The organism is Microbacterium sp. NPDC060117 (assembly GCF_042729315.1).
Classification (GTDB): domain Bacteria; phylum Actinomycetota; class Actinomycetes; order Actinomycetales; family Microbacteriaceae; genus Microbacterium.
Genome location: NZ_JBHWXR010000003.1, coordinates 140209 through 153768, shown reverse-complemented (window position 1 = coordinate 153768; position 13560 = coordinate 140209). Strand labels below are relative to the sequence as shown.

The 13560-nt window shown below is 71.9% G+C and carries 12 protein-coding genes; 4 read left to right on the top strand and 8 right to left on the bottom strand.

The window, feature by feature from the left end:
- Positions 1-147: 147 nt before the first annotated feature.
- The 7 genes from ACFWCK_RS12470 to ACFWCK_RS12440 form a co-directional block, all read right to left on the bottom strand.
- Complete coding sequence (locus tag ACFWCK_RS12470) at positions 148-642, bottom strand: GbsR/MarR family transcriptional regulator (protein WP_378806129.1); 495 nt, start codon at positions 640-642, stop codon at positions 148-150.
- A gap of 7 nt (positions 643-649) precedes the next feature.
- Positions 650-2260 carry an ABC transporter permease gene (locus tag ACFWCK_RS12465; RefSeq protein ID WP_378806128.1) on the bottom strand — a complete coding sequence of 537 codons (1611 nt, stop codon included), beginning with the start codon at positions 2258-2260 and terminating at the stop codon, positions 650-652.
- Positions 2260-3228: an ABC transporter ATP-binding protein gene (locus ACFWCK_RS12460; protein WP_233311226.1), complete on the bottom strand. Its 969-nt coding sequence runs from the start codon at positions 3226-3228 to the stop codon at positions 2260-2262. The genes ACFWCK_RS12465 and ACFWCK_RS12460 overlap by 1 nt, the downstream gene beginning before the upstream one ends.
- 77 nt (positions 3229-3305) lie before the next feature.
- Entirely contained in the window at positions 3306-5078 is a 1773-nt protein-coding gene (locus ACFWCK_RS12455; protein ID WP_378806127.1) for a molybdopterin-dependent oxidoreductase, read from the bottom strand.
- A gap of 198 nt (positions 5079-5276) precedes the next feature.
- Positions 5277-6518: a multidrug effflux MFS transporter gene (locus tag ACFWCK_RS12450; protein ID WP_378806125.1), complete on the bottom strand. Its 1242-nt coding sequence runs from the start codon at positions 6516-6518 to the stop codon at positions 5277-5279.
- Positions 6515-7861 carry an MFS transporter gene (locus ACFWCK_RS12445; protein ID WP_378806746.1) on the bottom strand — a complete coding sequence of 449 codons (1347 nt, stop codon included), beginning with the start codon at positions 7859-7861 and terminating at the stop codon, positions 6515-6517. The genes ACFWCK_RS12450 and ACFWCK_RS12445 overlap by 4 nt, the downstream gene beginning before the upstream one ends.
- A 5-nt stretch (positions 7862-7866) precedes the next feature.
- The gene (locus ACFWCK_RS12440) at positions 7867-8313 is read right to left on the bottom strand and encodes a MarR family winged helix-turn-helix transcriptional regulator (protein WP_378806123.1); all 447 of its coding nucleotides are present in this window, start codon (positions 8311-8313) and stop codon (positions 7867-7869) included.
- A gap of 115 nt (positions 8314-8428) precedes the next feature.
- Here ACFWCK_RS12440 and ACFWCK_RS12435 point away from each other — a divergent pair, with 115 nt between their 5' ends.
- The 4 genes from ACFWCK_RS12435 (at position 8429) to ACFWCK_RS12420 (ending at position 12289) form a co-directional block, all read left to right on the top strand.
- Entirely contained in the window at positions 8429-9172 is a 744-nt protein-coding gene (locus ACFWCK_RS12435; protein WP_378806121.1) for a copper homeostasis protein CutC, read from the top strand.
- Positions 9173-9343: 171 nt separating this feature from the next.
- Positions 9344-10213 (top strand): alpha/beta fold hydrolase, encoded by an 870-nt coding sequence (locus tag ACFWCK_RS12430; RefSeq protein ID WP_378806119.1) that lies wholly within the window; start codon positions 9344-9346, stop codon positions 10211-10213.
- Between the two features lie 52 nt (positions 10214-10265).
- Positions 10266-11315, top strand: coding sequence for a biotin/lipoate A/B protein ligase family protein (locus tag ACFWCK_RS12425; protein ID WP_378806117.1), 1050 nt, complete (start codon positions 10266-10268; stop codon positions 11313-11315).
- Positions 11312-12289 (top strand): DNA-methyltransferase, encoded by a 978-nt coding sequence (locus ACFWCK_RS12420; RefSeq protein WP_378806116.1) that lies wholly within the window; start codon positions 11312-11314, stop codon positions 12287-12289. The genes ACFWCK_RS12425 and ACFWCK_RS12420 overlap by 4 nt, the downstream gene beginning before the upstream one ends.
- A 163-nt stretch (positions 12290-12452) precedes the next feature.
- Here the strand turns inward: ACFWCK_RS12420 and ACFWCK_RS12415 are convergent, their stop codons facing one another.
- Positions 12453-13346: a LysR family transcriptional regulator gene (locus ACFWCK_RS12415; RefSeq protein ID WP_378806115.1), complete on the bottom strand. Its 894-nt coding sequence runs from the start codon at positions 13344-13346 to the stop codon at positions 12453-12455.
- Positions 13347-13560 lie beyond the last annotated feature (214 nt).

The following is a 13560-nucleotide window of genomic DNA, read 5'->3' as shown; positions in this document are numbered from 1 at the left end:
GTTGAGCGAAGACGCCGAAGGCGACTGAGACGAAACGCGGTGCCCTGGCGAGTGGCCGCGTTTCGTCTCGCGCGCCCTTCGGCCGTGCTCGCTCAGCGACCCCGTCGGGACTCGCTCAACGACTCCGTCGGGACAGGCGAGTGCTCGTCACTCGGTGGTGCGGCGCTCGGCGCGCAGGGCCTCCCACTCGTCGATCAGCTGCGGCATGCGCCGCGCCATGAACCGGAAGAACTCCGCCATCTCCGAGGCCCGATCCCGGGCGGCATGGTCGTCGGCGTGCTCCGCCCCGATCGCCTCGATGTGCGCGGCGAGGCGCTCGTAGATCGGGCCGTTGTTCGTCATCAGCCCGTACCAGGTGTCCGGGATGATGACGTAGTGGTCGCGCCGGCGATCGGGCCGGGAGACGCGACGGATCACCTGGATCGTCTGCAGGTAGCGCACCGCCCCCGACACCGCGGCCGCGCTGATGCCCAGCCGTTCGGCCAGCTCCGCCGCGGTGTATCCATCCGCGGGCGCGGCGATGAGCGCCATCATCACGCGTCCCGGCATGCGCGGGAAGCCGACGGCGGCGATCATCGCCGCCGCGGCCTCCGCGGCATCGACCCCGTGGTGCACGAGCGGCGCCGGATCCTGCTCCTTCATGAGCCCATCATCCCGCGGTCCGGAGTTCGCGGCGGCGCATCAGAGCGAGCGCCGCGGTCGCACCGGCCGCGACCACCAGCACGAGCCACCACGTCCCGCGCAGGTCCACGTCGCCGTTCGTCACGATCGGGGTGACCGAGAACGGAGAGAACCGCGTGGTCCACTCCGGCAGCCCGAACAGCGGACCGAACAGGCCGAACAGCGTGGCCACGAGCACGAGCGCCCACGCGACGGGGACCGTGCCGCGCGGCAGCAGTACGAATGCGATCCCGGTGAGCACGGTGAACACGCAGGCGGCGAGGCCCTGCCCGAGTCCGACCACGGTGACGACCTGCATCAGCGACGACGCGTCCTTGTTGCCGACGAGTCCGGCGTAGCCCGCGAGGATCGCCGCCGCGACGATGATCGCGATCGCGAACGTCGCCACCAGCAGGTAGTCCCGCAGCCACCGCACCCGTCCGACGGGCTGTGCGAGCACGCTCTCGGCGGTGCCGTGCGCCTCCTCCTGCCTCGCGCGCGCGACGATCTGCACGGCGGCGCATGCGGCCAGGATCCCCATCATCGTGAAGAACACCGAGACGACGGTCTCCTCGAGGTTGCCGGCCTTGCCGATCTTGTCGAGGATCTGCTGCACCGCGGGGTTCTGCCCCGAGATCTGCCCGGCGAGCCCGGACAGCTTGGTGGCGAGCACGCCGGTGAGCGCGCCGCCGACGGCCCAACCGATGATCGCGCCGTTGGTCAGCCGCCACACGAGCGCGTGCGGCGTCGACAGCGCGGGCCGGGCGTGCACGCGGCCGGGGCGAGCCGGGACGAAGCCCTCGCCGATGTCGCGCGCCGACTGCAGCGCCACGGCGACGATCGCCAGCAGCAGCCCGAATGCGAGCCCGAGCAGCGCGGGCCAGCCGTCGTTCGCGTCGTACGGGCGCGCCTGCTCGGCCCAGCCGAACGGCGAGGCCCAGACGAGCCCCGAGCTCGTGATGCGGGTGAGGTCGTCGCTGGGCGTGCCCGCGACATTGCCGATCCCGTTCACCAGGAACGTGCCGACCAGGATCCACACGGTGAGCGCGTTGGCCCCGCGGGAGGTGCGCATGAGCTGCGCGGCCAGCAGGCCGATGCCCAGGAAGGCGATGCCCGTCGTCGCGGAGGTCGCGCCCATGAGCCAGGATCCGGTCGCGTCGAGCTTGGACCCGATCAGTGTCACCGCCACCAGGACGCCGAGGACGATGTTCGCGCTTACGCCGTGGATGATCGTGGCGACGGTCGGCAGTGCGCGCCCCACGGGGGTGGCCGCGACGAGTTCCGTGCGGCCCGCCTCCTCGTCGCCGCGGGTGTGGCGGACGGCGAGGAAGGTGCTCATCAGTGCGGCGAGCATCGTGAGCCACGGCAGGACCTCGAACGAGAGGAACTGCCCCTCCGAGGCTCCGGAGGGGAGCCCGCGGAACATCATGATGACGGGGTTCGCCATGACCGCCGAGAGCACCTCGACCCGATCGGTGTGGGTGGCGTAGGACTGGGTCACGCCCGAGTAGCCGGCGGCGGCCATCAGGACCGTGGCGAGGATCCAGAGCAGCACCTGCAGCCAGTCGCGGCGCAGGCGCTGCCGGAGCAGGGCGCCCATCATGACTCCTTCATGGCGGCGCGACGCGAGGCGCGGGTGCCGCCGTCCTCTTCGGCGGCTCGCAGAGCGGCCAGGTCGTCGCCGTAGTGCCGAAGGAACAGCTCCTCCAGGGAGGGCGGCTCGATGCGCAGGCCCGCGACGCTGCGCTGCGCGAGCACGGGCAGCACCGACGGGACCGCGTCGCTGTCGACCGTGAACCGGACCCGGCCATCGTCGAACGTGCCGTCGTGCGCGCCGGGGATCCCGGCCAGGGCGGCGTCGTCGGCGGCCTCGAACGACACCTCGGTGCGCGTGAGGTGGCGCAGCTCCGAGAGCGTGCCGGATTCCACGATCCGCCCGGCGCGGATGATGCTGACGCGATCGCAGAGCAGCTCGACCTCCGACAGGATGTGGCTGGAGAGCAGCACGGTCGCGCCGCGGCTCCTGATTCGCTGCACCTCGTCGCGGAAGACGACCTCCATGAGGGGATCCAGCCCGCTGGTCGGCTCGTCGAGGATGTACAGGTCGGCGGGGACGGCGAAGGCGGCGATCAGCGCGACCTTCTGCCGGTTGCCCTTCGAATAGGCGCGGCCCTTCTTACGCGGGTCGAACTGGAACGCCGTCATGAGGCGCTCCCGCTCCGCGCGGTAGGAGGGGTCCTTGGTCGCAGCTCCCCGGAGGCGTGCGAGGAAGTCGATCGCCTCGCCTCCGGAGAGATTCGGCCAGACGCTGACGTCGCCGGGCACGTATGCGACGCGGCGGTGGATGCCCACGGCCGATGTCCAGGGATCCTCCCCGAAGACGGTGGCGGACCCGCCGGTCCTGCGGGCGAGACCCAGCAGGATTCTGATCGTGGTGGACTTGCCGGCCCCGTTCGGGCCGAGGAAGCCGTGCACCTGGCCCTCGTCGACGCTGAGGTCCAGTCCGTCGAGCGCATGCACGCGGCCGTAGTGCTTGGTCAGGCCGTCGGTGCGGATGATCGTGTTCATGGCTGCGATGCTACGCCGATTTCACAAATTCGTGAAGGAAGTGAAGCGTTTGGATTCCGTGAGGATCCTGCGCCGGCTCAGGCGTTGACCGTCACCCCGATCGTGTGCCAGCCCGTCGCACCGTCCGGCGCCGGGGGTGCGACGTCCGCGGTCTGCACGGTGCCGTCGGCGCCGATGGCCCGGCAGCGGACGGTGCGCTGGCCGGCGGTCGCCTTCCACGGCAGCCGCCATTGCACCCAGGTGTCGGCCGAGATCGCCGGGGCGAGCTCGGCGCGCTGCCACGGACCGTCGTCGACCTGCACCTCGACGGCGGAGACGCCGGCATGCGGCTGCCACGCGACCCCGGCGATCACCGTGTCGCCGGCAGGGACGGGGCCTCGAGGCACGTCGATGCGCGACTCGAGCTTGATCGGGCCGCGCTCCGACCAGCCGCGCGCCGTCCAGTACGCGGTCGCCCGGTCGAAGCGGGTGACCTCCAGATCCGTGACCCATTTCGTCGCCGAGACGTAGCCGTACAGACCCGGCACCACCATGCGCACCGGGAACCCGTGCTCGAAAGGCAGCGGCTGGCCGTTCATGCCGATCGCGAGCAGCGCGGCCCGGTCGTCGGTCAGGGCCTCCAGCGGGGTGCCCGCCGTGAAGCCGTCCGCGGAGGTCGAGAGCACCATGTCGGCGTCGGCGGACGGCTGCGCCCTCGCGAGCAGCTCGCGGATCGGGTAGCCGAGCCACACGGCGTTGCCGATGAGGTCGCCGCCGACCTCGTTCGACACGCAGGACAGCGTGGCGGCGCTCTCCACGAGCGGGAGCGCCAGCAGCTCGTCCCAGGTGAGCTCCACCTCGTGCGCGACCATGCCGTGGATGCGCAGCCGCCAGGTCGCGGGATCCACCTGCGGCACGACGAGCGCGGTGTCGATGCGGTAGAAGTCGGCGTTCGGGGTGATCAGCGGGCTCAGGCCGTCGACCTTCAGCGCGGCGCCGGCCGGGACCGGAGCGGCGGGCACCGCGGGCCGGGGCAGGTGCAGCGCGCTGCGCACCGTGCCGACGGCGACGGATCCGGCCCGCGCCGCCGTGGCGGCGACGGCCGCGAGGATCCCGACGGCGGCGGTGCCGACGGTCCAGGCCAGGAAGCGGCGGCGGGTCGCCTCGTTCGTCGCACGGGGAGCCACGGGCGCGGACAGCCCGTCGGGTGCGGTCGGAATCTCCTCGCCCCAGGACTGCGAAGCGGCAGGGGCGGCGGGTTCGGGCGAGGATGCGGGTGTCTCGTGAGGGGCGGGTGGCGCGTCCTGCCATTCCGGCGAGCCCGGCGCCACCTCGCCCGAGGGCCGTGAGACTGCATCTCCGTCTCGAGACTGCAGTTCTCGTCTGCTGTCTCGAGACGCAGATGCAGTCTCACGGTCGGGTAGGCGCCGGTCAGGCAGCCGCCGCAGGAGCATGCGCAGCACGAGGGCGGCGACGATCCCGGACAACAGCGCGGGCAGCCAGGAGAGGGTGGCGGCGTCGGCGCGGAGCGGGGCGATCAGCGAGACCGCGGCCCCGAGCGCCACGAAACCGGCGACTCCGATGCCGCTTCGGAGTCGCTCGCCGAGCCCCAGCGCGGCCGCGGCGGCGAGCAGCACGATCGCGATCCCGGTGAGCAGTGCCGCCTTGTCCCCGGTGCCGAACCAGGCGATCGCCGTGTCCTTCGCCCAGGCTGGTGCGGCGTCGATCAGGGTGCCGCCGACGACCGCGAACGGGCTGGACTGCGGCGCCAGCAGCGTCGCGATGAGCTCGCCCGCGCCGATCCCCAGCAGGGCGGAGGCGATGCCGGCTGCGGCGGCCCCTGCCCTGTCACGCGAAGCGGATCCGGTCATGCTCTCAGCGTACGAATCCGCAGGATCCCCGGGGCGGCGAGATCACGGATCCGTAAGAACTTCGCAGATCCGGACTGCTCAGCGGACCTGGATCGCGTCCGGGCCGAGTGCCTGGCCGCAGGTGGCGACCACGGAGCGGCGACCACGGAGCGGCAGCGGGGGAGCGGAGGCGAGAGCGGATGCGCGGTCCGGATCCGTTCAGGCCGGTGGATCAGGCCGGTCCCGTGCGCGTGTGATCCGCCCGGTCGCAGCCAGCAGCACGAGTGCGGCGGCGAAGGCGACCAGCATCGTCCCGCCCATGAGAGCGGCCGACGCTCCGGCGCGCGAGAGCAGCGGCGGCACCAGAGCACCCAGCAGGGCCGAGAGCGTGCCGAGGACAGCGGAGGCGGATCCCGCCCCGCGCGTGATGCGGGACAGCGCCAGCGCGGTCAGCGTCGGGTTGTTCACGCCGTGCAGGCCGACGAGCACGAAGAGCGGCGCGAGCAGCCACGGCAACGGGCTGTGCAGCAGCGCGCTCGCCAGCACCGCCGCGGCCGCGGCAGTGCCGAGGGCGAGCGAGGTCAGCACGACGCGGCGACCGTCGAAGCGGCGCCCGTCGGAGCGGCGTGCGAGGCGGCGGCTGAGCCAGGCCCCCAGCACGATGCCGCCGGAGTTCATCGCGAAGATGAGTGCGAAGCCCTGAGCGTCGACGCCGAACTGGTTCTGCAGCACGAACGACGACATCTGCAGGTAGGTGAAGAACCCTCCCGCGGCGAGCCCCAGAGTGAGGGCGAACACCAGGAACGGCCCGTTGCCGAGGGCCGCTCCGATCCCGCGCAGGTCATTGCCGAGCCCGCCCGTGGTGCGCTCCGCGCGGGGGTGGGTCTCGGGCACCGCGAGCGCCGCCGTCAGCAGGAGCAGCGCGCCGATCACGCCGAGCGCGACGAACAGACCGCGCCAGTCCGTGAACGTCAGCAGCAGGCCTCCGAGCAGCGGGGCGAGCACGGGTGCTGCGCCGGCGATCGCCGTGAGCGCGGCGAAGCCCGCCGTCGCCTCCGCACCCTCGTACACGTCGTGCACGACCGCGCGGGCGATCACCATCCCCGCCGCGCCGCAGAGACCCTGCAGCAGGCGCACCGCGATCAGCAGCTCGATCGACGGCGAGAGGGCGCACACGAGGGAGGCGAGGGCGAACCCGGCGACCGCCCACAGCAGCGGGCGTCGGCGCCCGTAGCGGTCGCTGATCGGGCCCCACAGCAGCTGCCCGAGTGCGAGCCCGATGAGGCATGCGCTCATGGTCACCTGGGCGAGGGTCTCGGTGGTGTGCAGGTCCCGCCCGAGCTGGGGCAGTGCAGGGATGTACAGATCCATGGAGAGCGGGCCGAACGCCGAGAGCGCACCGAGCGCGGGCAGCGGCGACCGACGGCCGCGGGCGTCCTCGGCCGAGGATGCGCCGCTCACGCGTCGTCGCCCGAGCCCGCGGCGCGCGGCTCGACCCGGATCGGCGTGGTCGCGCTCGTGATCGGCGGGGTCACCGCGCGCCGCATCGCCTCCACCACCCGCACCGGCCGCGTCTCGTCGAGCGTGAGCAGGAAACGGGACTCCTCCCGGCGGTGCAGCCGCCCGGAGTAGAGCATCCACGCCGCGCCGATCGCGAATGACAGGAGCCCGGCGGTGCCGCCGACCATGATCGCCGCACGTGGCCCGAAGGCGTCGGCCACCCAGCCGGCGATCGGGGCGCCGATCGGTGTCGCTCCCATCACCACGGCCATGTACAACGCGAGCACCCGGCCGCGCAGGGCCGGATCCGTCGTCGTCTGCACGTAGCCGTTCGCCGTCGTCAGCATGGTCACCGTGGAGAATCCGACGAACACGAGCGTGACCGCGTAGGAGACGTAGGTCGGCATCTGCGCCGACACGATCGAGGCGACGCCGAACCCGCCGGCGGCGATCATCAGCACCCGCACCCTGGCGCGATCGCGGCGGGCGGCCAGCAGCGCCCCGGTGAGGGATCCGATCGCGAGCACCGAGCTGAGCACACCGTAGCCGTCGGCCTGCTTGTGGAACTCGAGCGCCATGGTCGACGCGAAGATCGGGAAGTTCATGCCGAACGCGCCGATGAGGAAGACCATCGCGAAGACGACCACGAGGTCCGGGCGGCTGCCCACGTACCGCATGCCCACGATGAGTCCGCCGGCGCGGCGGTTCTTCGGGCGCGGCATGAGCTCGCGGGTGCGGATCAGGAGCAGCGCCACGATCATCGCGAGGAACGTGGCCGCATTGGCGACGAACACCCAGCCGGATCCGAGCGCGACGATCGCGAGACCGCCGACGGCGGGGCCGATCAGCCGCGCCATGTTGAAGGACGCGGAGTTCAGCGCGACCGCGTTCGAGGCGTTCTCCATCGAGACCATGTCGGAGACGAACGCCTGCCGGGCGGGGGCGTCGAACGCGTTCGCGATGCCGAAGCACGCCGCGAACACGAGCATCAACGGCAGCGTCATCACGTGCGTGAGCAGGAGCACGGCGACCGCGATGGCGAGCGCCATCAGCGTGCTCTGCGTGACGAGCAGGATCCGACGCCGGTCGAAGCGGTCGGCGACCCGGCCCGTGAGCCCGACCAGCACCAGGGGCGGCCCGAACTGCAGCGCCATGGTCGCGCCCATCGCCGTCGCGTCGTTGTGCGTGAGCTCGGTGAGCACGACCCAGTCCTGCGCGGTCGACTGCATCCAGCCGCCGATGTTCGAGATGATCGCGCCGAAGAACCAGATCCGGTAGTTGAAGGCCCCGAAGGAGCGGAACATCTGACTCACAGCTCGGCCAGCTTCCGCATCAGGATGCTGGCTTCGTGCAGCACCCGCAGCTCGTCGTCGGTGAGGTCGAGCTCGGTGATCTCGGCCATCAGCAGCCGGGTGCGACGCTCGAAGGTCTCCGTCACGACGGTCTCGCCTGCGGGCGTGATCTCCACGTGCACGCGGCGCCGATCCACCTCGTCGGGGATCCGGATCGCGTAGCCCTGCTCCTCGAGGCCCGTCACGAGGGCGCTCATGGTCGGCGCCGTGACGCGCTCCCGGTCGGCGAGGGCGGTGAGGGAGTGGCGCCCGTGCGCGCGGAGCGCGGCGAGCACGCCGAGCTGGGCATCGCTCATTGCCGTGTTGCGGCTGTCCACGGCGCGCACGGAGCGCAGCCGGCGGGCGAGTCGGAACGTGGCGAGGCGCAGTTCGGTGGCGGTCTCGTGCAGGTTCTCGGAGGTCATTGCTTAGATAGCCTAACTAAATATTCGATCCGACGGGCGAATTCGTCATGCAAGAGGCTGAACAAATGCCCGCGCGTCCATTCCGCCCGCTTCGTCGAGCAGTGAGAATGGTCGGATGCCCCTCGCGCTCGAAGTCGCCGTCCAGGACGCTGCCGGAGTGCGCGTCGCCCGCGAGATCGGCGCGCGCCGCGTCGAGCTGACGCAGGCCCTCGCCCTGGGCGGGCTCACGCCGTCGCCCGCGACGCTCGAGCTCGCGGTCGAGGCGGCGGCGCACGACGGTCCAGAGGTGCACGTGCTGGTGCGCCCCCGCGCGGGCGGGTTCCACTACGACGCGGAGGAGATCGCGACCGCGGTACGGGATGTGCGGTGGATGCTCGCGCACGGCGCGACCGGCGTCGTGATCGGCGCGCAGGCCGCCGGCGGCGAGCTCGACGCCGATGCGCTGGCGCGGCTGCGAGACGCGGCGCGCGAGACGAGCGCCGATGCTGCGGTGACTCTGCATCGGGCGATCGACGCCACCCCGGATCTCGTCGCGGGGCTGGACGTCGCCCTCGCCCTGGGGCTCACCCGCGTGCTGACCTCGGGCGGAGCGTCGGCCGCGCGCGACGGTGTGGACATGCTGCGGGCCCTGGTCACGGACGCCGCCGGCCGGATCGAGGTCATGGCCGGCAGTGGCGTCACCGCGGTCAACGCCGCGGAGATCGCCGCGACCGGGGTGGACGCCCTGCACTTCTCCGCCAAGCGCACGGTCGCCGCGTCGGGATCCGTGCGGATGGGATCCGCGGCCGACGACGGCGGCGGCCACGAGGTCACCGACCTCGCAGAGGCGCTCGCCGTGCGCGCCGCGCTCGGGCTCTGACGCGAGCCCCGGTCTCAGTCGGGATCTGACGCGAGCCCCGGCCGCGGTCCGGGCTCTGACGCGTGTCCCAGCCGACGCGGGCCGACCCACGACACCGCATCCGTGCGACGCGGGCCGCGTCATCTGCAGACCCGATGCGGCGTGCGGGCGCCGGATCCGTAGACTCGGGGCATGGCTGAGCCCCGCACCGCCGAGTTCACCGACGCACACGGCATCGCGATCGTCTACGACGTCCACCCCGCCGCCGACGGCGTCACGCCCCGCGGGGTGGTGCAGCTGCTGCACGGGGTCGGCGAGCACGCCGGCCGCTACGGCGCGGTGATCGCCGAGCTCACCGCCGCCGGCTTCACGGTCTACGCCGACGACCACCGTGGGCACGGGCGCACGGGCATGAAGCAGCACGGCGACGCGGCGAAGCTGGGGCGGCTCGGCCCCGGCGGCATGCGCGCGGTCGTGGCCGACGAGTGGCAGCTGACCGAGCTCATCCGCGCGGAGAACCCCGGGCTGCCGCTCGTGCTGCTCGGTCACTCCTGGGGATCCTTCCTCGCCCAGATGGTGCTCAACGCGCATCCGGACGCCTATGACGCCGTGATCCTCACCGGATCCGCCCACCGCACCCCGACCGATCTCAACTCGCGGCCGCTGAACGCGCGATGGAAGGGGCCGGCCGCGCACGGGCTCGAGTGGCTCACGCGCGATCCCGCCGTGTGGGAGGCGTTCCGTGCCGATCCGCTGACCACCGAGGTCCCGCTGCTGAAGCTGTTCGGACCCATCGAGGCCGCGCGGCTCTACGGACGCCCGGGCAAGGACTTCCCGAACGACGTGCCTGTGCTGCTCATGGTCGGCCGCGACGACCCGGTCGGCGGACCGCGCAGCGTGCACCGCCTCGCCGACGACTACCGCAACCGCTCCGGCCTCACTGACGTGACCACGCTGGTGTATCCCGACGCGCGCCACGAGATCTTCAACGAACTGCAGCAGGCCGAGGTCCGGGCCGATCTGCTCGCCTGGCTCGACAAGCGCGTCCCGTCCCGGGACTGACGCGGGTCCGCCCCGCGCCGCCGCCCCGCGTGCCGCCGCGTAGGCTGGAGCGGTGCACGGTGAGTACAAGGTTCCTGGCGGCAAGCTGGTCGTCGTCGACTTCGAGGTGGCGGACGGCGCGATCTCCGACTTCCGCCTGGCGGGAGACTTCTTCCTCGAGCCGGACGACGCCCTCGACGACATCAACGCCGCGGTCACCGGACTGCCCGTCGAGACGGACGCATCGGCCATCGCCGCCGCCGTGCGCGCCGCGCTTCCCGAGGGCGCGCAACTGCTCGGACTCACACCCGAGGCCGTCGGGACCGCGGTGCGCCGCGCGCTCGTCACGGCGCCGGGCTGGCGCGACTTCGACTGGGAGATCCTGCACGACAAGGCCGTCTCGCCGCGGATGAACCTCGCCCTCGATGAGGTGCTCACCACCCGCGTCGGCGAGGGTCGGCGTCGTCCCACGCTGCGGATCTGGGAGTGGGACGAGTCCGCCGTGGTGATCGGATCCTTCCAGTCCTATCGCAACGAGGTGGATCCGGCCGGGGCCGCGAAGCACGGCTTCGACGTCGTCCGGCGCATCTCCGGGGGCGGCGCGATGATGATGGCCGCCGGTCAGATCATCACCTACTCGCTGTACGTGCCGGCGACGCTCGTGCAGGGCATGACGTTCGCCGACTCCTACGCGTTCCTCGACGACTGGGTGCTGCAGGCGCTGCGTTCGCTCGGCATCGACGCCGTCTACCAGCCGCTCAACGACATCGCCGGCCCCAGCGGCAAGATCGGCGGCGCCGCGCAGAAGCGGCTCGCCAACGGAGGCGTGCTGCACCACGCCACGCTGTCCTACGACATCGACGGCCAGATGATGACCGAGGTCCTGCGGATCGGCCGCGAGAAGCTCAGCGACAAGGGCACCGCTTCGGCCGCCAAGCGGGTGGATCCGCTGCGCAGCCAGACCGGCCTCAGCCGCGCCGAGATCATCGAGCGGTTCAAGGACACGTTCCGCGCGGTCACCGGTGCCGAGGACGGCGTGATCGCCGCCGACGAGTACGAGGCCGCGGAGGAGCTCGTGCGCACGAAGTTCGGCACCGAGGCGTGGCTGCACCGGGTTCCGTGAGCCCGGCCGCCGAGGGCGCGCCGACGCCCGGCGCCGTCGAGATCGTGCATGGGGAGGCGCTGGACGTCGCCCGCACGCTGCCGGACGGATCCTTCACGCTCGTCTACCTGGATCCGCCGTTCAACACCGGCCGCACGCAGGAGCGGCACGCGGTCTCGAGCCGCCGTGCCGACCGCCCGGCGGACGCGATTCAGGATGAGTCCGGGGACTCGGCCGATTCCGTGCCCGGAATCCGGGGATCCGCGAAGTCCATCCTGAGAACGGAGCAGCCGGCCCCCGAGGAGCGCTCGCGCGAGGTCAACCACGGCTTCCACGGGCACCGCTACGAGCGGGTGCGCGAGCTGCTGCACGCGTACGACGATCGCTTCGACGACTACGGCGACTTCCTCATGCCGCGGCTCGAGGAGGCGTGGCGGCTGCTCGCCGACGACGGCACGCTCTACCTGCACCTCGACTACCGTGAGGCGCACTACGCGAAGGTCATGCTGGACGCGGTGTTCGGGCGGGACTGCTTCCTGAACGAGATCATCTGGGCCTACGACTACGGCGCCAAGCCGCGCACGCGCTGGCCCACGAAGCACGACACGATCCTCGTCTACGTGAAGACGCCGGGCGGGCACGTGTTCAACGTCGACGACATCGAGCGCGAGCCCTACATGGCGCCGAGCCTGGTCAGCGCCGCCAAGCGGGAGCGCGGCAAGCTGCCCACCGACGTGTGGTGGCACACGATCGTGCCCACGTCGGGGCGGGAGAAGACCGGCTATCCGACCCAGAAGCCGGAGGGGATCCTGCGCCGCATGATCCAGGCGTCCAGCCGACCGGGGGATCGGATCCTGGATCTGTTCGCCGGATCCGGTACCGCGGGCGCCGTCGCCTCCGCACTCGGCCGCGATGCTCTGCTCGTCGACGTGAGCCCCGAGGCCGTGCGGGTGATGCGGCAGCGGATCCCGCATGCGAGCGTGCGGGAGGGCTGAGCCCCTGCCTGCCGGCCCGTGACGATCGGCACACATTGTGACGATCAGCACACGGATCCGGAGAAAACGTGTGCTGATCGTCGCGGGATGTGCTGATCGTCACAGGCCGGAGCGGTGAGCCGGCCGCGCTTCTCGTGCCCCGGCTGCGACGGTCCCGGCCGGCTCAGCGGGCGCGGGGGCGACGGTGCTGTGCGAACGCCTCCGCGAGCGCGCCGCGCACGGCGCCGATCGCTTCGGACCCCCGCGCCGACTCGCGCACGGCCGTGAAGACCTCCCGCACGGGGGATCCGGGCAGCTCGGCGAAGGTGACCGCTGCAGGGGTGTCGCCCCAGATGAGATCTGGCAGCATGCCGACCGCGTGGCCGGTCTCGATCAGCCGCACGTGCGCGGTCAGATCGGCGGCCTCGAAGCGCACGTCGGGCTCGAAGCCCGCGGCGCGGCACTGCTGGACCGCCCACTGGCGCGCGGCGGATCCGGTCGGCTCCATGACCCAGGGCCGGTCTCGCAGCCGATCGAGCGACACGGCGCGCTCGCCGGGAGGCAGGACGAGGCGGATCGGATCCTCGCCGATGAGCTCGTGCGCGTTGCCGGCGTGCCGCTCCCGGGTGTGGCCCGGATACTGCTCGGCGATCACGAGATCGAACCGGCGCGCGGTGAGCTCGAACAGGCCCTCCTCGGGCGGGGCCTCGGTCATCTCGACGCGCAGGTGCGGATGCGCGACGGTGAGCGCGGTGAGTGCGGCCGGCACGATGGTCTCGGCGGCGGTCGGCATGGCGCTGATCCGCACGGCCTCGGCCGGGGCGTGCGCGAGCGCCTGCCGGGCCTGCTCGTCGAGTTCGAGGGCGCGCGCGGCGTGCGCGGCGAGCATCCTTCCCTCCGGAGTCAACCTGATACGGCGCCCATCGGGTTCGAGCAGAGTGACTCCGGCCTCGCGCTCGAGCAGCGCGAGCTGCTGCGACACCGTCGAGGGGCTGTACGACAGCGAATGCGCGACCTCGGCGATCGTGCCGCGCAGGGCGAACTCGTGCAGCAACCGCAATCGGCGCAACTCGAACATGGTGGCCCTCCTCTGCTGTCTCGCCGTCCGGCCGTTCCGGGCGATCGCGAGACCGAACTCACGTCCCGAGACCGACGATGTGATCGTCGGTCTCGGGACGCAGGTTCGGTCTCGCGGGTAAGGCGTCGATGGCGGATGTGCCGAGGCCCACGATGCATCGACAGTATCGAATGATACTCGCCAGGAATCATCGCTTTTCCTGCAGGGAGATCGG

Bases quoted from the DNA above. Each gene is read 5' to 3' on its own strand.
- ACFWCK_RS12470 (WP_378806129.1), bottom strand. From the start codon at position 642: ATGAAGGAGCAGGATCCGGCGCCGCTCGTGCACCACGGGGTCGATGCC.
- ACFWCK_RS12465 (WP_378806128.1), bottom strand. From the start codon at position 2,260: ATGGGCGCCCTGCTCCGGCAGCGCCTGCGCCGCGACTGGCTGCAGGTG.
- ACFWCK_RS12460 (WP_233311226.1), bottom strand. From the start codon at position 3,228: ATGAACACGATCATCCGCACCGACGGCCTGACCAAGCACTACGGCCGC.
- ACFWCK_RS12455 (WP_378806127.1), bottom strand. From the start codon at position 5,078: ATGACCGGATCCGCTTCGCGTGACAGGGCAGGGGCCGCCGCAGCCGGC.
- ACFWCK_RS12445 (WP_378806746.1), bottom strand. From the start codon at position 7,861: ATGTTCCGCTCCTTCGGGGCCTTCAACTACCGGATCTGGTTCTTCGGC.
- ACFWCK_RS12440 (WP_378806123.1), bottom strand. From the start codon at position 8,313: ATGACCTCCGAGAACCTGCACGAGACCGCCACCGAACTGCGCCTCGCC.
- ACFWCK_RS12435 (WP_378806121.1), top strand. From the start codon at position 8,429: ATGCCCCTCGCGCTCGAAGTCGCCGTCCAGGACGCTGCCGGAGTGCGC.
- ACFWCK_RS12430 (WP_378806119.1), top strand. From the start codon at position 9,344: ATGGCTGAGCCCCGCACCGCCGAGTTCACCGACGCACACGGCATCGCG.
- ACFWCK_RS12415 (WP_378806115.1), bottom strand. From the start codon at position 13,346: ATGTTCGAGTTGCGCCGATTGCGGTTGCTGCACGAGTTCGCCCTGCGC.